The sequence below is a fragment of the Enterobacter sp. K16B genome (assembly GCF_020216105.1).
GTDB lineage: Bacteria > Pseudomonadota > Gammaproteobacteria > Enterobacterales > Enterobacteriaceae > Enterobacter > Enterobacter sichuanensis.
Genome location: NZ_JAIWJZ010000035.1, coordinates 20,115 through 41,059, shown reverse-complemented (window position 1 = coordinate 41,059; position 20,945 = coordinate 20,115). Strand labels below are relative to the sequence as shown.

Here is a 20,945-nt window from a genome sequence, read left to right as displayed (position 1 = left end):
GCGCCTACTATTGACCACGAAATCAATTGAGCTTAGCCGCCATGCAATTAAGCAAATATGGCGCATGCCCTTTTTATTCTGAAAAACAGTTAAAGGAATAATTATGGAAAAGCATTATGTCGGTTCTGAAATTGGTCAATTGCGTAGCGTTATGCTGCACCGCCCAAATTTAAGTCTGAAACGGTTAACGCCGTCGAATTGTCAGGAGCTGCTTTTCGATGACGTGCTCTCGGTTGAACGGGCGGGTGAAGAGCATGACATTTTCGCAAACACGCTGCGCGAGCAGGGTGTGGAAGTCCTGCTGTTGACCGACCTTCTCACGCAAACCCTTGATATCGCAGAGGCGAAAGCCTGGTTGCTGGAGACGCAAATCTCCGACTATCGCCTCGGCCCCACCTTTGCCGGCGACGTCCGCGGCTGGCTGGCGGATATGCCGCACCGCGAACTGGCGCGCAGATTAAGCGGCGGATTAACCTACGGTGAAATTCCGGCGGCCATTAAAAATATGGTCGTCGATACCCACACGGCGAATGATTTTATTATGAAGCCGCTGCCAAACCATTTATTTACTCGTGATACTTCGTGCTGGATTTATAACGGCGTGTCCATTAACCCGATGGCCAAACCGGCTCGTCAGCGCGAAACCAATAACCTGCGGGCAATATATCGCTGGCACCCGGCATTCGCCGACGGTGAATTTATTAAGTATTTCGGTGATGAAAATATTAATTACGACCATGCCACTTTAGAAGGCGGTGACGTATTAGTGATTGGCCGCGGCGCGGTGTTGATCGGCATGTCCGAACGCACCACCCCGCAGGGGGTAGAGTTCCTCGCCAACAGCCTGTTCAAACACCGCCAGGCCGAGCGCGTGATCGCCGTTGAGCTGCCAAAACACCGCTCCTGCATGCACCTCGACACCGTGATGACCCACATCGATGTCGACACCTTCTCCGTCTACCCGGAAGTGGTGCGCAAAGACGCCCAGTGCTGGACGCTCACCCCAGACGGCCGCGGCGGCCTGCTGCGCACCCAGGAAACCGACCTGCTGCACGCCATTGAAAAAGCCCTCGGCATTAACCAGGTGCGTCTGATCACCACCGGCGGCGACGCCTTTGAGGCCGAACGCGAGCAGTGGAACGACGCCAATAACGTACTGACCATTCGCCCGGGCGTGGTGATCGGCTACGAGCGCAACGTCTGGACCAACGAGAAGTACGACAAGGCCGGTATCACCGTGCTGCCCATCCCGGGCGACGAGCTGGGACGCGGGCGCGGCGGCGCGCGCTGCATGAGCTGCCCGCTGGAACGCGACGGAATTTAAGGAGCCATCATGGAACGAAAACCCACTCTGGTTGTGGCCCTGGGCGGCAACGCCCTGCTCAGGCGCGGCGAACCGTTAGAGGCCGACATCCAGCGCCAGAACATTGAGCTTGCCACCCGTACCATCGCCGGGCTGACGGCACAGTGGCGCGTGGTGCTGGTGCACGGCAACGGGCCGCAGGTCGGGCTGCTGGCGCTGCAGAACAGCGCCTACGACAAGGTCGCCCCTTATCCGCTGGACGTTCTCGGCGCGGAAAGCCAGGGGATGATCGGCTACATGCTCCAGCAGGCGCTGAAAAACAGCCTGCCCCAGCGCGAGGTGAGCGTCCTGCTCACTCAGGTGGAGGTGGACGCCGCCGACCCGGCCTTCAGCAACCCGACCAAGTACATCGGCCCGGTCTACAGCGAAGCGCAGGCAAAAACGCTGGCCGCGGAGAAAGGCTGGGTGTTCAGGGCCGACGGCGGCTATTTCCGCCGCGTGGTGCCCTCTCCACAGCCGAAGCGCATCGTTGAGCGCGACGCCATCTCGGCGCTTATCCAGCGCGACCACCTGGTGATCTGCAACGGCGGCGGCGGCGTGCCGGTGGTGGAAAACGCCAACGGCTATCGCGGGATTGAGGCAGTGATCGACAAAGACCTCTCCGCCGCCCTGCTGGCGCGCCAGATCGAGGCCGATGCCCTGCTGATCCTCACCGATGCCGACGCGGTGTACCTCGACTGGGGCAAACCGACCCAACGCCCGCTGGCGCAGGTGACGCCGGAACTGCTCAGAGGCATGCAGTTCGACGCCGGATCGATGGGGCCAAAGGTGGCCGCCTGTCGCGAGTTCGTTGAAGCCTGCAACGGGATTGCCGGAATTGGCGCGCTGGCCGACGGCGCGGAGATCCTGGCGGGCGAGAAAGGCACGTTGATTCGTAACTGAACACACATTTTAAAAGGGATTAACCCATGACCATCAACCTGAAAAACCGCAACTTCCTCAAACTGCTGGACTACACCCCGGCAGAGATCCAGTACCTGATCGACCTCGCCATTGAGCTGAAGGCCGCCAAAAAAGCCGGGCGCGAGAAGCAAACCCTGGTCGGGAAAAACATCGCCCTGATCTTTGAAAAAACCTCCACCCGCACCCGCTGCGCCTTTGAAGTGGGCGCGTTCGACCAGGGCGCGCAGGTCACCTACCTCGGCCCAAGCGGCTCGCAGATCGGCCATAAAGAGTCGATGAAAGACACCGCCCGCGTATTAGGCCGCATGTATGACGGCATCGAATACCGCGGCTATGGGCAGGCCATCGTCGAGGAGCTGGGCGAGTACGCGGGCGTGCCGGTGTGGAACGGCCTGACCGACGAATTCCACCCAACGCAAATCCTCGCTGACCTGATGACCATGCTGGAGCACTCGCCGGGTAAAACCCTGCCGGAGTTGAGTTTTGCCTATCTCGGCGACGCGCGAAACAACATGGGCAACTCGCTGATGGTCGGCGCGGCCAAAATGGGGATGGATATCCGCCTCGTCGCGCCGAAATCCTTCTGGCCGGAAGCGGGTCTGGTTGAGCAGTGCCGCGCCATCGCTAAAGAGACGGGGGCGCGCATCACCCTTACCGACGACGTGGAAGAGGGCGTGAAGGGAGCGGATTTCCTCTACACCGACGTGTGGGTCTCTATGGGCGAGCCGAAGGAGGCCTGGGCCGAGCGCGTCAGCCTGATGAAGCCGTATCAAATCAACGCGCACGTCATGAAAGCCACCGGCAACCCGAACGTCAAGTTTATGCACTGCCTGCCGGCGTTCCACAACGAGCACACCAAAGTGGGCCGTGAAATCGAGATGGCCTACGGCCTGAAGGGGCTGGAGGTGACGGAAGAGGTCTTTGAATCACCAAACTCCATCGTCTTCGACGAAGCTGAGAACCGCATGCACACCATTAAAGCGGTCATGGTGGCGACACTCGGCGACTAATCACCGCCCGGCGCGCCGCGGGGTGCGCCGGGTTTAAGGAGAACATCATGGGCAAGTTCAAGTTTCCCTCCGCTTACACCATTCTCTTCTTTCTGATTGCCGTCGTCGCCGCGCTGAGCTGGATCATCCCGGCCGGTCAGTACCAGATGGCAATGAACGAGGCATTAGGCAAAGAAGTGCCGGTTGCCGGTACCTATGCGCACGTGGCGGCCCATCCGCAGGGCCTCGTTTCCGTCCTGATGGCGCCCATCGCCGGGCTGTACGATCCGGTTTCCGGCCAGGCCGGGGCGATCGACGTGGCGCTGTTTATTCTGATCATCGGGGGATTTCTCGGGATCGTCACCAAAACCGGGGCGATTGACGCCGGGATCGAGCGCGTCACCACCCGGCTGCGCGGACGCGAAGAGTGGATGATCCCGATCCTGATGGCGCTGTTTGCCGCAGGCGGCACGATTTACGGCATGGCCGAGGAGTCGCTGCCCTTCTACACCCTGCTGGTGCCGGTAATGCTGGCCGCCCGGTTCGACCCGGTTGTCGCCGCCTCTACCGTGCTGCTCGGCGCGGGGATCGGCACGCTCGGCTCCACCATTAACCCGTTCGCGACGGTGATCGCCGCCAACGCCGCCGGGATCCCCTTCACCAACGGCATCATGTTGCGCATCGCGCTGCTGGTGATTGGCTGGGTCATCTGCGTGGCGTGGGTGATGCGTTACGCCCGTAAGGTGCGTCAGGACCCGTCGCTGTCGATCGTCGCCGACAAGCAGGAGGAGAACCGCGCCCATTTCCTCGGCAACAAAGGGGAGCAGTCGCTGGAATTTACCCCGGTGCGCAAAATCATCCTCGTGATTTTTGCCCTCGCCTTCGCGGTGATGATTTACGGCGTGGCGGTGCTGGGCTGGTGGATGGCGGAGATCTCGGCGGTATTTCTCGCCAGCGCCATCATCGTGGGGCTTATCGCCCGCATGAGCGAAGAGGAGCTAACCTCGACGTTTATCAACGGCGCACGAGATTTGCTGGGCGTCGCGCTGATTATCGGCATTGCGCGCGGTATCGTAGTCATCATGGATAAGGGCATGATTACCCACACCATTTTGCACAGCGCGGAAGGGCTGGTCAGCGGGTTATCCACGGTGGCGTTTATCAACGTGATGTACTGGCTGGAGGTCGTGCTGTCATTTCTTGTGCCTTCTTCATCCGGCCTGGCCGTTCTGACGATGCCGATCATGGCACCGCTGGCCGATTTCGCTAACGTCAACCGCGACCTGGTGGTGACGGCTTACCAGTCTGCCTCCGGCATCGTAAACCTCGTCACGCCAACCTCAGCCGTGGTGATGGGCGGTCTGGCTATCGCCCGGGTGCCTTACGTGCGTTACCTGAAATGGGTGGCGCCGCTGCTGGCGATCCTGACGGTGGTGATTATGGTGGCGTTAAGCCTGGGGGCGGTGTTGTGATGTGTTGACGTTGTAGGCCCGGTAAGCGTAGCGCCACCGGGCGTTTTGTTTCAGCCACTTACATGGGAAATAGTTATGACGGAATATGGTGATTACTCTCCAAAAGAACAACTCCAGTTGACGGTCTGTCAGCGCCTGATTGCAGAAAAGAGCTATATCTCCCAGGAAGAGATCCGCCGCGACCTGCAGGAGAGAGGGTTTGACAGCATCAGCCAGTCGACCGTTTCGCGTCTGCTGAAGTTGCTCGGAGTCATAAAAATTCGAAATGCTAAAGGGCTAAAGATTTATTCGTTGAATCCTCAACTGCGCCCTGCTCCCGACGCCGCACGCACCGTTTCGGAAATGGTGGTGAGCGTCGAGCATAATAGCGAATTTATCCTTGTGCACACCGTGGCCGGATATGGCTGCGCGGTGGCGCGCATTCTGGATTATCACCAGCTTCCGGAGATTTTAGGCGTGGTGGCCGGCAGCAGTATCGTCTGGGTCGCCCCCCGGGTGGTGAAGCGCACCGCGCTGGTGCATAAGCAAATTAATTATTTACTCAGAACGAATTAATATTCACAAAGAACCGTTTGCATTGAGTAAAGCGTGCATTAAATCGCTTGATCCGCAAAGCGAGCTGCGTATAATGCCCGACAATTTGCCAGGAGGAAGCATGGTCAAGCGTGTACGACACAACGTCTTACCGCGTCTGAAATCAGACGCTGGCCTGCCGTTTTTCTTCCCGTTGCTCAATCTATTCCCAGAGCCCCTCATTTGAGGGGCTTTTTTTTGCCCGGCGTCAGGAGATAAACATGAATCCGCTTTATCAAAAACACATCATTTCCATAAACGACCTCAGCCGCGAAGAGCTGGAACTGGTTCTGGAAACCGCGGCAAAACTGAAGGCTAATCCGCAACCGGAGCTGCTGAAGCACAAGGTGATTGCGAGCTGCTTCTTTGAAGCCTCCACCCGCACCCGCCTCTCCTTTGAAACCTCGATGCACCGCCTGGGCGCGAGCGTGGTGGGCTTCTCGGACAGCAGCAACACGTCGCTGGGTAAGAAAGGCGAAACTCTGGCGGATACCATTTCAGTGATCAGCACCTATGTGGACGCGATCGTGATGCGACACCCGCAGGAGGGCGCGGCGCGCCTGGCAACCGAGTTTTCCGGCGGCATTCCGGTGCTGAACGCCGGCGACGGCGCCAACCAGCACCCGACGCAGACCCTGCTGGATCTGTTCACCATTCAGGAAACTCAGGGCACGCTTGAGAACCTGAACATCGCCATGGTCGGCGACCTGAAATATGGTCGTACCGTCCACTCCCTGACCCAGGCGCTGGCGAAATTTAACGGTAACCGCTTCTTCTTCATCGCCCCGGACGCGCTGGCCATGCCGCAGTACATCCTCGACATGCTGGACGAAAAAGGCATTCAGTGGAGCCTGCATGCGAGCATCGAAGAGGTGATGAGCCACGTGGATATTCTGTACATGACCCGCGTGCAGAAAGAGCGTCTGGACCCGTCCGAATATGCCAACGTGAAGGCGCAGTTTGTGCTGCGCGCCAGCGACCTTGAGGGGGCGCGCGACAACATGAAGGTCCTGCACCCGCTGCCGCGCATCGACGAGATCACCACAGATGTGGATAAAACGCCGCATGCCTGGTACTTCCAGCAGGCCGGGAACGGCATCTTCGCCCGCCAGGCGTTACTGGCACTGGTTCTGAATCGCGAATTAGCTCTGTAAGGGGAGACGACCATGACACACGATAACAAACTCCAGGTTGAAGCCATCAAGCGTGGCACCGTGATTGACCACATCCCTGCGCAGGTGGGCTTTAAGCTGCTGACGCTGTTCAAACTGACCGAAACCGACCAGCGCATCACCATCGGCCTGAACCTGCCGTCGGGCGAGATGGGACGCAAAGATCTGATCAAGATTGAGAACACCTTCCTGACCGACGAACAGGTCAACCAGCTGTCGCTGTACGCGCCGGAGGCCACCGTCAACCGCATCGACGAGTATGAAGTGGTCGGCAAATCCCGTCCGAGCCTGCCGGAACGCATTGAGAGCGTGCTGGTCTGCCCGAACAGCAACTGCATCAGCCACGCTGAGCCGGTGTCCTCCAGCTTTGCAGTGAAAAAACGCGCCGATGACATCGCGCTCAAATGCAAATACTGCGAAAAAGAGTTTTCTCATTATGTGGTGCTGGCCAACTAATTGAGGTTGGTAATGAAATCCCGGCTGTTATAATGGCCGGGAACATTCTTAACGCTGTCATTCTGGAGAAAACATGAGCAAAGTACTCGCGACGGAAAATGCACCCGCGGCTATCGGCCCCTACGTTCAGGGCGTTGATCTGGGCAGCATGATCATCACTTCAGGTCAGATCCCGGTGAACCCGAAAACCGGCGCGGTGCCGGAAGACGTAGCGGCACAGGCGCGTCAGTCGCTGGAAAACGTGCAGGCTATCGTGGAATCTGCAGGCCTGAAAGTGGGCGATATTGTGAAAACCACCGTTTTCGTGAAAGATCTGAACGATTTCGCGACCGTTAACGCCACTTACGAAGCCTTCTTCACCGAGCACAACGCCACCTTCCCGGCGCGCTCCTGCGTGGAAGTGGCCCGTCTGCCAAAAGACGTGAAGATTGAAATCGAAGCGATTGCGGTACGTCGCTAATTCGCTTTGGCGATGAAAAAAGGCAGCCCAGGCTGCCTTTTTTTATGGCCCGCTACTGATTCCGCGTGGCGCGAAGCAGCGTCTCCAGCGGATAGACCGCCGCAATCACCACCTCGTCCTGCACCTTCGCCGCGTTATCCAGCTCGCCCTGAATCGAGGCTATTTCTTTATCGTCCAGCGTGCCCTGCCGCGCCACCAGGTCGGTGAGCCGCAGGCCAATCGACGCAAGCTTGTCGACCTCCTGAATCACCGGTTTGATCGCCTTCAGCTGATAGCTGTTTTCACTTAATGCCAGCGCGTCGCTGGTGTTGCTCTGCCAGCGGTTGAACACATGACGCAGCGCCTCGGCGCTTTCCGCATCTTCCGCGTCGCTCACCAGACGATCGACCCATTTGTTCATCTGCCGCACGGTAGCGCTTTCGGCGTTCAGCGCATCCGCGAAGCGGTTGAGGGGTTCAAACTGATGGTAGTTTCCGGCCTGGAACTTCAGGTGCTGCCGGGTGTAGTACTGCGCCGGCTCAACGGCCTGGGCGAGGATTTGCAGCGGCAGGGTGTCGGCATTACCGGCGAGGCGCGTGAACTGCACCTGCTGCTGGGTGTGCTGTTGTAGCCCGACCGACACCGTCGACCAGCTGTCCATCGCCTGCAGGCGGGTGTACATGTTGTCGACGTCGTTGACGTCCTGCGCGGACCACAGGCGCTCCGCGACCGCAAACGTACGCGGCCACAGGCGGATATCGAGCACCGGCGCCACCACGTTTTCTGCCCACAGCGCGGCTTCACCGCCGAGTAGGTTAACCTGATGCGCGGCGTCCGGCACCACCGGCGGCGCCCCTTCAGGGACCTCGTCCAGACGCGTGCCGCTAATCGGATAGCGGACGTTCCCCACCAGGAAGTAGCCGGTGAGCTTATCGTTATCCACCGATACCACCGGACGCGTTTCCCCCATCCAGGTGTCGACGGTAAAGGTCACCTGGTTGTCATCGCGCCAGGCAATGTCCTGCACCGCGCGGCGGGATTTGCCGGCAAAATCAATAAACCCGCGCCAGCCTGATTCCCCTTTCACCAGCGTGAAGCTTCCTTCCACCGGCTTCCCCTTCAGGCGCGGCATAGAGAAGGCCCAGCTCTGGACGCTGTCGGTATCTGCTATGACATCCACGCCGTTTAAGCCCTGCGGGACGATCTCGTTGCGGTAGTGGTAGGCGGTGGACTGCGGCTGATCGAGATAGAACCCCGTGGAGAGGATCCCTTTATAGCCGTTCTGCGCCACCTGCCCCAGCGCGTCCTGCCCCTGCCAGGACTGGATCAGAATGCTTTTCGGCAGATCGGGATGGTAGATCTCGTCCCAGCCGACCATCTGCCGGTGATGCTTTTCAAGGATCGTTTCCAGCCTGCGGTTGAAGTAAGCCTGCAACGCGTGGCTGTCAGCAAGCTTCTTATCGCGCATAAACTGCTGAATGGCCGGGTTCGCTTTCCACTGGCTGTCGTCCACCTCGTCACCGCCGATATGCAGATACAGATCGGGGAAGATCGCCGCCAGTTCGCTGACCATCGCCTCAGCAAAGGTATAAGTCGCCTCTTTGGTCGGGTCCAGCACCGGTTTGAGCACGCCCCAGTGGCGCTCCATCTGATACGGCCCCGGCGCGCTCATCAGCTCCGGGTAGGCCACGGCGATGGCCGAGGCGTGGCCCGGCATGTCGATTTCCGGCACCACGCGGATGCCGCGCTCGGTAGCGTAACGCACGACCTCGCGCATCTGTTCCGGAGTGTAGTACAGGCCATCGCTGGCAAGCCGGGTCAGTTTGGGATAGCGCGTCGAGCTGAAGCGCCAGCCCTGATCGTCGGTGAGATGCCAGTGCAGCACGTTTAGCTTGGCCGCGGCCATGCCGTCAATCTGGCGCTTGATATCCGGCAGCGGGATAAAGTGGCGCGCCGAGTCCAGCAGCAGCCCGCGCCACGGGAAGCGCGGGGAATCCTCAATCGACACCCACGGCAGGGAGGTGTTTTCCGCGCCGTTTTGTATCAGCTGGAGCAGGGTTTCCATGGCGCGCAGCGCGCCGAAGCGGGTGTTGGCGGAGATATCCACCCCGTTGGCATCCACCGTGAGCTTATAGCTTTCGTCGCTGTCCGGCAGCGGCTGCGGCTTCACTTTTTTGGCAATGGCAATGCGAATGGTCGGTTTTTCCGGCTTATCAGCCTGCGGCTGCAGCGTCCAGCCGGTTTGCAGGGCGATACGCTGACGCAGACGGTTCACCGCATCACCGAGATCGTCCCCGCTGACGCTTACGGAAACGTTGTTGCTCAGCACCAGTGCGCCCTGGGTGGTTGGGCGTTCGACCTTCGCAGGCCAGGGCATCAACGGGAGATCGCCTGCCGGGGCGGCAAACGCCGACGCGCCGAGCAGCAGCCCGGCGGTTAAGAGGCTGTACCGTAACATGAATGTTCCTTATCTGACGGGCCAAATAAAGGCAAAACATTCTGTTAACATGCGCTCAATTTGTCGTCAAGCGAATGCGCCGACGGAGATCACAGGTTGTTGAATTTGGGAGGAAAGCTAGTGCCGGGTGGCGGCTTCGCCTTACCGGGCCTACGTTCTGATCGTAGGCCCGGTAAGCGCAGCGCCACCGGGCTTGCCGTTACTGCCACCCATACCGACGCGCATAGAACCCTTTCACCATCTGCGTCAGCACCATATAACCGGCGAGGATCGCCACCAGCCACGGGAAATAACTCAGCGGCAACGCCTGCAGCTGCAGGTAACCTGCCAGCGGTGAGAACGGCAGTGCGATACCCAGCGCCATCACAATCCCCGTCATCACAATCAGCGGCCACGCGGCATGGCTCTGGAGGAACGGAATGCGGCGGGTGCGGATCATATGCACAATCAGCGTCTGCGACAGCAGTCCCACCACGAACCAGCCGGACTGGAACAGGGTCTGGTGTTCCGGGGTGTTGGCGTGGAACACAAACCACATCAGGCAGAAGGTCAGGATGTCGAAGATGGAGCTGATGGGGCCAAAGAACAGCATAAAGCGACCCAGATCCGCCGGGTTCCAGCGCTGCGGTTTCTGGATCTGCTCGTCGTCGACGTTATCAAACGGGATCGCCACCTGAGAGACATCGTACATCAGGTTCTGGATCAACAGATGCAGCGGCAGCATCGGCAGAAACGGCAGAAAGGCGCTCGCCACCAGCACGCTGAAGACGTTACCGAAGTTAGAGCTGGCGGTCATCTTGATGTACTTGAGCATGTTGGCGAAGGTGCGACGGCCTTCAATGACGCCCTCTTCCAGCACCATCAGGCTCTTTTCCAGCAGGATGATATCCGCCGCTTCGCGGGCGATATCCACCGCCCCGTCAACGGAGATACCAATATCCGCCGCACGCAGCGCGGGCGCGTCGTTGATGCCGTCACCCATAAAGCCCACCACGTGCCCTTCGCGACGTAGCAGGGTAACAATGCGCTCTTTGTGCATCGGCGTCAGACGGGCAAACAGCGTGGTGCGTCGGGCAAGCTGAGCCAGCTCGTCATCGGAGAGCGGTTCAATGTCGCTCCCCACCACCACGTCACCCGCGTCCAGCCCCACTTCATGGCACACTTTCGCCGCCACCAGCTCGCTGTCGCCGGTGAGGATTTTCACGGTGATACCGCTCGCCTTCAGCGCTTTTAGCGCCGGGGCGGTGGTCTCTTTCGGCGGATCGAGGAAGGCGATGTAACCCTCGAGGATCAGATCGGATTCGTCGATTCGCTGATAGTCCCCCTCGCGCGCGGGCAAGAATTTGCTCGCCACCGCCACCACCCGCAGCCCCTGTCGGTTCAGGTTATCGGTGACGCGCCTGATGCGGCGCAGCATGGTGTCATCCAGCGGCACGATGTCGCCGTTATAGCGCACCTGCGTCGACACGTTCAGGATCTCCTGCAGCGCCCCTTTGCAGATCAGCTGATGGACATCTGCCTGCTCGCTCACCACCACCGACATCCGGCGGCGCTCGAAATCGAACGGGATCTCATCCACCTTCTGCCAGCGCCCGGAGAGCGTGCGGGCAGCCTCCTCGTCCACCCCTTCCAGCACCGCCACGTCGAGCAGGTTTTTCAGCCCGGTCTGGTAGTGGCTGTTCAGCCAGGCGCTGTGCAGCACGCGCTCGCTGGTTTTGCCGGAAATATCGGTGTGGTTCTCCAGCACGATTTTGTCCTGCGTCAGGGTGCCGGTTTTATCGGTGCAGAGAATGTCCATCGCGCCAAAGTTCTGAATGGCGTCGAGGTGTTTGACGATCACTTTCTGTTTAGAGAGCTTCACCGCCCCGCGCGCCAGCGTGGAGGTGACGATCATCGGCAGCATTTCCGGGGTTAAGCCGACGGCCACAGAGAGCGCAAACAGCGCCGCTTCCCACCAGTCGCCTTTGGTGTAGCCGTTGATCAGCAGCACGATCGGCGTCATCACCATCATAAAGCGGATCAGCAGCATGCTGACGCGGCCAATTCCTTTCTGGAAAGCATTCGGTTCGCTCTCCTGCTCGCTGACGCGCCCGGCAAGCTGACCAAACCAGGTGTTGCCTCCGGTGGCGGTGACGATCGCCTGCGCCGTACCGCTGACCACCGTGGTGCCCATAAAGCACAGGGTGTCGCACTCAAGCGGGTTCATCTGCAGCGGGTCGCGGCTGCGCGCCACTTTTTCAACGGGCAGGGACTCCCCGGTCAGGGAGGCCTGCGCCACGAACAGATCCCGTGCCTGAATGATACGTAAATCCGCCGGGATCATATCCCCCGCGGCCAGCTTCACCAGATCGCCCGGCACCAGTTGGTCAATAGGCAGTTCAACCCAGGCGTTTTCACCGAGATCGTTGATCACGCGCGAGACGGTTGCGGTATTGCTGACCATCGCTTTCAGGGCATCCGCCGCTTTGGTGGAGCGGGCTTCCTGAATAAAGTTCAGCAGCGTGGAGATCCCCACCATCAGGGCGATCACGCCTGCGGCAAACAGATCTTCAGTGGCGTAAGAGATCGCGCCAAGTACCGTCAGCAGTAAATTAAACGGGTTGCGGTAGCAGAGCCACAGATGCACCCACCACGGAGACGGCTTTTGCGCCGGGATCTGATTATCACCGTGCACGGCGCGGATTTTTTCCACTTCTGCCGCGTTCAGCCCTTCCGGATGACCACCAAACGCGCGCCAGACTTCGTTTTCATCCATAGCCGCCACGTTCAGGCAGCGTTCGGTCAGGGACGCGGGGATCGCGGTGCCCGCCATGTTTTTGGCCGTGGGCAGCGGGTCGCGCTGAACAAGACGGTGTGGCAGGTGGCGGCTCAGCAGGGCCTGCAGCTGCCGGGTAATATTTTTAAACATAGTCATTCCTCCGCATCCGCAAGCGCGGACGCAGCTTTTCCTTCAGGCGTGGCAATGCCGTACCTGAGCGGCACTCAATTTTTCAAGCAGGAACGTGTATGACGCTGCTGCCTCACATCACCGGTGAGTCAGCATCAGGCTGGCTTACCGGAAAGAACGTCTTCTCCCGTTCAGGAGAGGTGTGGGATCGGGATCCATAAAGCCTCCGGTAAGTAAAAATAAGGGGTACGCCGCGCAGTATAAGGATTTAACCGTACCCTAAGCGACGCTTCGGGCGGTATTATACCCCCCCTCAAATAAACCGAACGTAAACCAGACTTTGCCCATAGCGAATTGGCGCTATAGCATTAGGCTCATTTGACACCGTTATCGTTGTTACAGGGAATACAGCATGCAGAACCGCCTTACGATTAAAGACATCGCGCGTTTAAGCGGCGTGGGAAAATCCACCGTGTCGCGCGTGCTGAACAACGAAAGTGGGGTCAGCGAACGCACCCGCGAACGCGTTGAGGCGGTCATGAACCAGCACGGCTTTTCCCCTTCCCGCTCCGCGCGCGCCATGCGCGGACAGAGTGACAAAGTGGTGGCGATCATTGTCTCGCGTCTGGATTCGCTCTCTGAAAATCTCGCCGTGCAGACCATGCTGCCCGCCTTCTATGAGCAGGGTTATGACCCGATCATGATGGAGAGCCAGTTCTCTGTGCAGCTGGTTGAAGAGCACCTGGGTATGCTTCAGCGGCGCAACATTGACGGCGTGGTGCTGTTTGGCTTTACCGGCATCAAAGAGGAGATGCTGAAACCCTGGCAGCCGTCGCTGGTGCTGCTGGCGCGCGATGCCCACGGTTTTGCGTCTGTCTGCTATGACGACGAAGGGGCGATTATTACCCTGATGCAGCGCCTGTATGACAAGGGCCATCGCCACATCAGCTACCTCGGCGTTCCCCATGCGGACGTCACCACCGGCAAGCGTCGTCATGAAGCCTACCTGGCCTTTTGCAAAAAACACAATCTCTCCGCCGTGGCCTCCCTGCCGGGGCTCGGCATGAAGCAGGGCTACGAGCAGGTCGCCAGCGTCCTGACGCCGCAAACCACCGCGCTGGTATGCGCCACGGATACCCTGGCGCTGGGTGCGAGCAAGTATTTACAGGAACAACGCATCGATAACCTGCAGGTAGCGAGCGTGGGCAGCACACCGCTGATGAAGTTTTTACACCCGGAAATTATCACCGTCGATCCGGGCTACGCCGAGTCCGGCAGGCAGGCTGCCGCGCAGTTGATCGAGCAGATCAACGGACGCGCTGAGCCGCGTAAGATTGTTATTCCCGCCCACCTTTCATAACCCCCATAAATCGGTTTATTGTGATCTTCGCCCGATTTCGGGAACGTTCCCATTTTCGCCGTCACGCTGAAGGAGTAGGCTTGCGCTCAGGTCATTACACCCCTCCCATCTGTCATGAGGTTTCATGATGAGTAAAGTCAAACAAGCAGATATTGATCAGTTGATCGTCCTGGTCGGCGGCCGCGAAAACATCGCCACCGTCAGCCATTGCATTACCCGCCTGCGCTTCGTGCTGAACGATCCGGCTAAAGCCAACCCGAAAGCCATTGAAGAGCTCTCGATGGTGAAAGGCTGCTTTACCAACGCCGGACAGTTCCAGGTGGTGATTGGTACCGAAGTGGGCGATTACTATCAGGCTCTGCTGGCGACGACGGGGCACTCCTCCGCCGATAAAGAGCAGGCGAAGAAGGCCGCGCGTCAGAATATGAAATGGCACGAGCAACTGATCTCCCACTTCGCGGAGATCTTCTTCCCGCTGCTGCCGGCGCTGATCAGCGGAGGCTTGATTTTAGGCTTCCGCAACGTCATCGGTGATGTGCCGATGAGCGACGGTAAAACCCTGGCGCAGATCTATCCGGCGCTGAAAACCGTATACGACTTCCTGTGGCTGATTGGCGAAGCGATCTTCTTCTATCTGCCGGTGGGGATTTGCTGGTCCGCGGTGCGCAAGATGGGCGGTACCCCGATTCTGGGTATCGTGCTGGGCGTCACGCTGGTCTCTCCGCAGTTAATGAACGCTTACTTACTTGGTCAGCAGGTCCCGGAGGTGTGGAACTTTGGCCTGTTTACCATCGCCAAAGTGGGCTATCAGGCACAGGTCATTCCGGCCCTGCTGGCTGGTCTGGCGCTGGGCTTTATTGAAACGCGTCTGAAGCGCATCGTACCGGATTATCTCTATCTGGTGGTGGTGCCGGTCTGCTCGCTGATTCTGGCCGTGTTCCTGGCGCACGCCTTTATCGGTCCGTTTGGTCGCATGATTGGCGACGGCGTGGCCTTCGCGGTCCGTCATCTGATGACCGGCAGCTTTGCGCCGATTGGGGCCGCGCTGTTTGGCTTCCTGTACGCCCCGCTGGTGATCACCGGCGTACATCAGACCACGCTGGCCATTGATATGCAGATGATCCAGAGCCTTGGCGGAACGCCGGTCTGGCCGATTATCGCCCTGTCTAACATCGCACAGGCATCGGCGGTCACGGGCATTATCCTTGTCAGCCGTAAGCATAACGAGCGTGAGATCTCCGTTCCGGCCGCCATCTCCGCTTACCTCGGCGTCACCGAACCGGCTATGTACGGCATCAACCTGAAATACCGCTTCCCGATGCTCTGCGCGATGATCGGTTCCGGTCTGGCAGGCCTGGTGTGTGGTCTGAACGGCGTGATGGCGAACGGGATCGGCGTCGGGGGTCTGCCGGGTATCCTCTCTATCCAGCCCGCTTTCTGGCAGGTGTTTGCCCTGGCGATGGCCATTGCGATCATCGTCCCCATGGCGCTCACCACCGTGGTTTATCAGCGTAAGTTCCGTCAGGGCGCGCTGCAGATTGTTTAACATTATCTTTCGGGGCGCAGTTGCGCCCCTTCGCATTTGCAGGAACGCATTATGAATACCCTTCCTCACTGGTGGCAGAACGGTGTCATCTATCAGATCTACCCAAAGAGTTTTCAGGACACCACCGGCAGCGGCACCGGTGATTTACGCGGCGTGACGCAGCGGCTGGACTACCTGAAAACCCTCGGCATCGATGCCATATGGCTGACGCCGTTCTATATCTCCCCGCAGGTGGATAACGGCTACGACGTGGCAAACTACACCGCCATCGACCCGGCCTACGGCACGCTGGATGATTTTGATGCGCTGGTTGCCGGTGCGCACGCGCGCGGCATTCGCATCGTGCTGGATATGGTGTTTAACCACACCTCCACGCAGCACGCCTGGTTCCGGGAATCGCTGAACAAAGCCAGTCCGTACCGCCAGTTTTACATCTGGCGCGACGGCACGCCGGAGCATCTTCCTAACAACTGGCGCTCCAAGTTCGGCGGCAACGCCTGGCGCTGGCACGCCGAGAGCGAGCAGTATTATCTGCACCTGTTCGCCCCTGAGCAGGCAGATCTCAACTGGGAGAACCCGGACGTGCGCGCCGAGCTGAAAAAAGTGTGCGAGTTCTGGGCCGATCGCGGCGTGGATGGCCTGCGTCTCGACGTCATTAACCTGATTTCGAAAGATCAGGATTTCCCGAATGACGAAACCGGTGACGGCCGCCGTTTCTACACTGACGGGCCGCGCATCCACGAGTATCTGCAGGAGATGAGCCGCGACGTCTTTACCCCGCGTAATTTGATGACGGTGGGCGAGATGTCCTCGACCTCGCTGGAGAACTGCCAGCAATACGCGTCGCTCGACGGCCGCGAGCTGTCGATGACCTTTAACTTCCACCACCTCAAGGTCGATTATCCCGGCGGCGAAAAATGGACGAAGGCGAAGCCGGACTTCGTCGCGCTGAAAACCCTCTTCCGTCACTGGCAGCAGGGGATGCACAACAAAGCCTGGAACGCGCTGTTCTGGTGTAACCACGACCAGCCGCGCATTGTGTCGCGCTTCGGTGACGAAGGAGAATACCGCGTTCACGCCGCGAAGATGCTCGGCATGGTGCTGCACGGCATGCAGGGCACCCCGTATATCTACCAGGGCGAAGAGCTCGGTATGACCAACCCGCATTTCAGCCGCATCACCGATTATCGCGACGTGGAAAGTCTGAATATGTTCGCCGAACTGCGGGCCAACGGTCGCGATCCGGACGAATTACTGGCGATCCTGGCGAGCAAGTCCCGCGACAACGGCCGCACGCCGATGCAGTGGGATGCCTCGCACAACGCGGGGTTCAGCGAGGGCGAGCCGTGGATTGGCGTCTGCGATAACTACGAAACCGTCAACGTCCGCGCGGCGCTGGATGACCCGGACTCGGTGTTTTACACCTACCAGTCTCTCATCAGCCTGCGTAAAACCCTGCCGGTGCTGACGTGGGGGGATTATGAGGATCTGCTGCCGGAGCACCCATCCCTGTGGTGCTATCGCCGCCAGTGGCAGGGGCAGACGCTGATGGTAGTGGCGAACCTGAGCGATAAACCTCATGAATGGACGACTGACCTCCTGAGCGGCGCGTGGCAAACGGTGATAAGCAACTACCCGTCGCCGCAGAAAACGACGCTGCGTCCGTTTGAGGCCGTCTGGTGGCTACAGGCGTAATACCTTCACCGGGCGCATTCGTTGCGCCCGGTGTACTTTACTGTTTTTGTTGAATAATTAATCAGATTTTTCCTTTCCGCATTTACAATCGCTACAGCGCCCGCCGTTTGTACTCTCGTCTTTTTACTTTGTTCTGAATCAAATAAATCGCAAACATGTTTGATGCAAATCACTATATGTAGCACTTAAAATGCACGCCGACCCAACATCTTGTATTAATCGTCTACTATTCCAACAACAAGACGGCGACTCCGCTCTCCGGAATTGTGGATAACAAGGGTCAGAAACGAGGGAAGTGACTGGCCGGTCTCAGGATCTGTCCGGTGAATACTTCTCCGCCTCTGTGGATAACCTGTTTTTAAAAAATGGAGTGATCATGACACCGCATGTGATGAAACGTGATGGCTGTAAAGTGCCGTTTAAATCAGAGCGCATTCAGGAAGCCATTCTGCGTGCAGCTAAAGCAGCGGGAGTCGATGACGCAGATTACTGCGCCACCGTCGCAGACGTCGTTAGCCGCCAGATGAATGAACGCAGCCAGGTCGATATTAACGAGATCCAGACCGCGGTTGAGAACCAGCTGATGGCGGGGCCCTACAAACAGCTGGCGCGTGCTTACATTGAGTACCGCCACGATCGTGACGTACAACGTGAGAAGCGCGGCCGCCTGAACCAGGAGATCCGTGGCCTGGTGGAGCAGACCAACTCCGCCCTGCTCAATGAAAACGCCAACAAAGACAGCAAGGTTATCCCTACCCAGCGCGATCTGCTGGCCGGTATCGTGGCGAAACACTATGCCCGTCAGCATCTGCTGCCACGCGACGTGGTGTCGGCGCACGAGCGCGGTGAGATCCACTACCACGATCTCGACTACTCGCCCTTCTTCCCGATGTTCAACTGCATGCTGATCGACCTGAAAGGCATGCTGACCCACGGTTTTAAAATGGGTAATGCCGAGATTGAGCCGCCGAAGTCGATCTCCACAGCGACGGCTGTTACCGCCCAGATCATCGCGCAGGTCGCGAGCCATATTTACGGTGGGACCACCATTAACCGTATCGACGAGGTGCTGGCCCCGTTCGTGACGGCAAGCTTCAATAAACACCGTAAAACGGCCGAAGAGTGGCAAATCCCGGACGCCGACGGCTACGCGCACTCCCGTACCGAGAAAGAGTGCTATGACGCGTTCCAGTCTCTCGAGTATGAAGTGAATACCCTGCATACCGCCAACGGCCAGACGCCGTTTGTGACCTTCGGTTTTGGTCTGGGCACCAGTTGGGAATCGCGTCTTATCCAGCAGTCCATCCTGCGCAACCGTATCTCCGGGCTCGGTAAAAACCGCAAAACCGCCGTGTTCCCGAAACTGGTGTTCGCCATCCGCGACGGCCTGAACCACAAATCTGGCGATCCGAACTACGACATCAAACAGCTGGCGCTGGAGTGCGCGAGCAAGCGTATGTACCCGGACATTCTGAACTACGACCAGGTGGTGAAGGTCACCGGTTCATTTAAAACGCCGATGGGCTGCCGCAGCTTCCTCGGCGTGTACGAAGACGAAAACGGTGAGCAGATCCACGACGGGCGCAACAACCTGGGCGTTATCAGTCTGAACCTGCCGCGCATCGCGCTGGAAGCGAAAGGTAACGAAGACGCCTTCTGGACGCTGCTGGACGAGCGTCTGCAGCTGGCGCGTAAAGCGCTGATGACCCGCATTGCGCGTCTCGAAGGGGTCAAAGCCCGTGTCGCCCCTATTCTCTATATGGAAGGGGCCTGCGGCGTGCGTCTGAAAGCGGACGATGACGTGTCTGAGATCTTCAAAAACGGTCGCGCGTCAATTTCGCTGGGCTATATCGGTATCCACGAGACCATCAACGCGCTGTTTGGCGATACGCATATGTACGACAGCGCCGCGCTGCGTGAGAAAGGCATCGCTATCGTTCAGCGTCTGCGCGACGCGGTGGACCAGTGGAAAGAGGAGACCGGCTACGGCTTCAGCCTCTACAGCACGCCAAGCGAAAACCTGTGCGACCGCTTCTGCCGTCTGGACACCGCCGAGTTTGGCATTGTCGAAGGCGTGACCGACAAAGGGTACTACACCAACAGCTTCCACCTCGACGTGGAGAAAAAGGTGAACCCGTACGACAAGATCGACTTCGAAGCGGCGTATCCGCCTATCGCCAGCGGCGGCTTCATTTGCTACGGCGAGTATCCGAACATTCAGCACAACCTGAAGGCGCTGGAAGACGTGTGGGATTATAGCTACCAGCACGTGCCGTATTACGGGACCAACACGCCGATAGACGAGTGCTACGAGTGCGGTTTTACCGGTGAGTTTGAATGTACGAGCAAAGGCTTTACCTGCCCGAAATGTGGTAATCACGATGCGGCTCGCGTCTCCGTGACCCGCCGCGTGTGCGGCTACCTCGGCAGCCCGGACGCGCGTCCGTTTAACGCCGGTAAGCAGGAAGAGGTGAAGCGCCGCGTGAAGCATCTGGGGAATGGGCAGATCGGTTAATTCGCTGCCACGTTAATGCCCGGTGGCGCTGCGCTTACCGGGCCTACGGACCACACTCTTTTGTAGGCCGGGTAAGCGCAGCGCCACCCGGCGTGGTTATTCGCAATGAACTATCACCAGTACTACCCCGTCGACATCGTTAACGGCCCCGGAACCCGCTGCACCCTGTTCGTTTCCGGCTGCGTGCACGAGTGCCCCGGCTGCTATAACAAAAGCACCTGGCGCCTCAATTCCGGCATGCCGTTTACCGCTGAGATGGCAGACAGGATCATCAACGACCTGAACGACACGCGCATCAAACGCCAGGGGATTTCGCTCTCCGGCGGCGATCCGCTGCATCCGCAAAACGTGCCGGAGATTCTGAAGCTGGTAAAACGCATCCGCCGCGAGTGCGCGGGAAAAGACATCTGGGTCTGGACGGGCTATAAGCTGGATGAACTGAATGCGGCTCAGAGGGAGGTCGTGGACCTGATTAACGTGCTGGTCGACGGCAAGTTTATGCAGGATTTAAAAGACCCGTCGCTTATCTGGCGAGGCAGCAGTAACCAGGTCGTGCATTATCTGCGGTAAACGCTAAAGCCGTTTGTTTGCGTCATGATAAACGGCCGAATGTTCTCTTTTCCCAATGGCAATAACAACGACTTTCACTACTTCGTCCTGAACCTGATAGACCAGGCGATAGCCGGACGCTTTAAGTTTTATTTTGTAACAATCAGGCAGGCCGTGTAAACGAGCTGATTCGTTCCTGGGTTTCGCCAGCACCTCGGCAAGTTTTTTCTTAAACTGCGCTTTCACCGTATCACCCAGCTTATGCCACTCCTTTAACGCCCTCGGGTCAAATACCAGTTCATAAGTCATCCAGACTAACCTTAACGCCCTTTTGCGGATTAGCCAGTCGCTCCCGGACCGTCTGTATCAGCGCATCTTCACTGTCGCTAATCGTGACCGTTTTCACGGGCATGCGCCCCGTTTCAGCAACGTATTGAAACAGTAACCGCACGGCTTCCGTTGGGGTGATGTTGAGTTTTTCCAGCACGGCGTAAGCCTCGTTTTTGAGTTTGTCATCCAGACGGACGTTAAGCGTGGCCATTATGCCTCCAGTAGAACGGAATATGTA

At 58.6% G+C, this 20,945-nt stretch carries 18 protein-coding genes; 14 read left to right on the top strand and 4 right to left on the bottom strand.

Features of this window, described 5'->3' with window-relative positions:
* The first annotated feature begins 103 nt into the window (after positions 1 to 103).
* The 9 genes from arcA to ridA all read left to right on the top strand — a co-directional run bounded on the left by arcA (position 104) and on the right by ridA (position 7,388).
* A complete protein-coding gene (gene arcA, locus LDK53_RS09125) occupies positions 104 to 1,324 on the top strand; it encodes an arginine deiminase (protein ID WP_050871229.1) in 1,221 nt (406 codons plus the stop codon).
* 9 nt (positions 1,325 to 1,333) lie between these two features.
* Positions 1,334 to 2,245, top strand: coding sequence for a carbamate kinase (arcC, locus tag LDK53_RS09120; protein WP_225285649.1), 912 nt, complete (start codon positions 1,334 to 1,336; stop codon positions 2,243 to 2,245).
* A 26-nt stretch (positions 2,246 to 2,271) separates the two neighbouring features.
* On the top strand, positions 2,272 to 3,276 hold the full coding sequence (gene argF / locus LDK53_RS09115; RefSeq protein WP_095449569.1) for an ornithine carbamoyltransferase: 1,005 nt from the start codon (positions 2,272 to 2,274) through the stop codon (positions 3,274 to 3,276).
* 47 nt (positions 3,277 to 3,323) lie between these two features.
* The gene (locus LDK53_RS09110; RefSeq protein ID WP_025759898.1) at positions 3,324 to 4,727 is read left to right on the top strand and encodes a YfcC family protein; all 1,404 of its coding nucleotides are present in this window, start codon (positions 3,324 to 3,326) and stop codon (positions 4,725 to 4,727) included.
* A 75-nt stretch (positions 4,728 to 4,802) separates the two neighbouring features.
* A complete protein-coding gene (locus LDK53_RS09105; protein WP_225285623.1) occupies positions 4,803 to 5,282 on the top strand; it encodes an arginine repressor in 480 nt (159 codons plus the stop codon).
* Between the two features lie 100 nt (positions 5,283 to 5,382).
* Positions 5,383 to 5,487, top strand: coding sequence for a pyrBI operon leader peptide (locus tag LDK53_RS09100; RefSeq protein ID WP_022646880.1), 105 nt, complete (start codon positions 5,383 to 5,385; stop codon positions 5,485 to 5,487).
* Positions 5,488 to 5,521: 34 nt separating this feature from the next.
* Positions 5,522 to 6,454, top strand: coding sequence for an aspartate carbamoyltransferase (pyrB, locus tag LDK53_RS09095; RefSeq protein WP_025759900.1), 933 nt, complete (start codon positions 5,522 to 5,524; stop codon positions 6,452 to 6,454).
* A 12-nt stretch (positions 6,455 to 6,466) separates the two neighbouring features.
* The gene (gene pyrI / locus LDK53_RS09090; RefSeq protein WP_025759901.1) at positions 6,467 to 6,928 is read left to right on the top strand and encodes an aspartate carbamoyltransferase regulatory subunit; all 462 of its coding nucleotides are present in this window, start codon (positions 6,467 to 6,469) and stop codon (positions 6,926 to 6,928) included.
* Between the two features lie 73 nt (positions 6,929 to 7,001).
* The gene (ridA, locus tag LDK53_RS09085; RefSeq protein WP_008501391.1) at positions 7,002 to 7,388 is read left to right on the top strand and encodes a 2-iminobutanoate/2-iminopropanoate deaminase; all 387 of its coding nucleotides are present in this window, start codon (positions 7,002 to 7,004) and stop codon (positions 7,386 to 7,388) included.
* Positions 7,389 to 7,440: 52 nt separating this feature from the next.
* On the opposite strand, the gene LDK53_RS09080 is transcribed toward ridA, so the two are convergent.
* Both LDK53_RS09080 and mgtA read right to left on the bottom strand, forming a co-directional pair.
* The gene (locus LDK53_RS09080; protein ID WP_225285613.1) at positions 7,441 to 9,825 is read right to left on the bottom strand and encodes a beta-N-acetylhexosaminidase; all 2,385 of its coding nucleotides are present in this window, start codon (positions 9,823 to 9,825) and stop codon (positions 7,441 to 7,443) included.
* 199 nt (positions 9,826 to 10,024) lie between these two features.
* Positions 10,025 to 12,733, bottom strand: coding sequence for a magnesium-translocating P-type ATPase (gene mgtA / locus LDK53_RS09075; RefSeq protein WP_225285603.1), 2,709 nt, complete (start codon positions 12,731 to 12,733; stop codon positions 10,025 to 10,027).
* Positions 12,734 to 13,124: 391 nt separating this feature from the next.
* On the opposite strand from mgtA, the gene treR reads away from it, so the two are divergent.
* The 5 genes from treR (at position 13,125) to nrdG (ending at position 20,398) form a co-directional block, all read left to right on the top strand.
* A complete protein-coding gene (gene treR, locus LDK53_RS09070; RefSeq protein WP_225285592.1) occupies positions 13,125 to 14,072 on the top strand; it encodes a trehalose operon repressor TreR in 948 nt (315 codons plus the stop codon).
* Positions 14,073 to 14,199: 127 nt separating this feature from the next.
* Entirely contained in the window at positions 14,200 to 15,618 is a 1,419-nt protein-coding gene (gene treB, locus LDK53_RS09065; protein WP_095449670.1) for a PTS trehalose transporter subunit IIBC, read from the top strand.
* 51 nt (positions 15,619 to 15,669) lie between these two features.
* The gene (gene treC / locus LDK53_RS09060) at positions 15,670 to 17,313 is read left to right on the top strand and encodes an alpha,alpha-phosphotrehalase (protein WP_225285582.1); all 1,644 of its coding nucleotides are present in this window, start codon (positions 15,670 to 15,672) and stop codon (positions 17,311 to 17,313) included.
* Between the two features lie 376 nt (positions 17,314 to 17,689).
* Positions 17,690 to 19,828, top strand: a complete 2,139-nt coding sequence (gene nrdD / locus LDK53_RS09055; RefSeq protein WP_025759092.1) for an anaerobic ribonucleoside-triphosphate reductase — start codon at positions 17,690 to 17,692, stop codon at positions 19,826 to 19,828.
* Positions 19,829 to 19,933: 105 nt separating this feature from the next.
* A complete protein-coding gene (gene nrdG, locus LDK53_RS09050; RefSeq protein ID WP_225285580.1) occupies positions 19,934 to 20,398 on the top strand; it encodes an anaerobic ribonucleoside-triphosphate reductase-activating protein in 465 nt (154 codons plus the stop codon).
* 3 nt (positions 20,399 to 20,401) lie between these two features.
* On the opposite strand, the gene LDK53_RS09045 is transcribed toward nrdG, so the two are convergent.
* Both LDK53_RS09045 and LDK53_RS09040 read right to left on the bottom strand, forming a co-directional pair.
* Entirely contained in the window at positions 20,402 to 20,686 is a 285-nt protein-coding gene (locus LDK53_RS09045; RefSeq protein WP_025759089.1) for a type II toxin-antitoxin system RelE family toxin, read from the bottom strand.
* Complete coding sequence (locus LDK53_RS09040) at positions 20,676 to 20,918, bottom strand: type II toxin-antitoxin system RelB/DinJ family antitoxin (RefSeq protein ID WP_025759087.1); 243 nt, start codon at positions 20,916 to 20,918, stop codon at positions 20,676 to 20,678. The genes LDK53_RS09045 and LDK53_RS09040 overlap by 11 nt, the downstream gene beginning before the upstream one ends.
* Between the last annotated feature and the right edge of the window lie 27 nt (positions 20,919 to 20,945).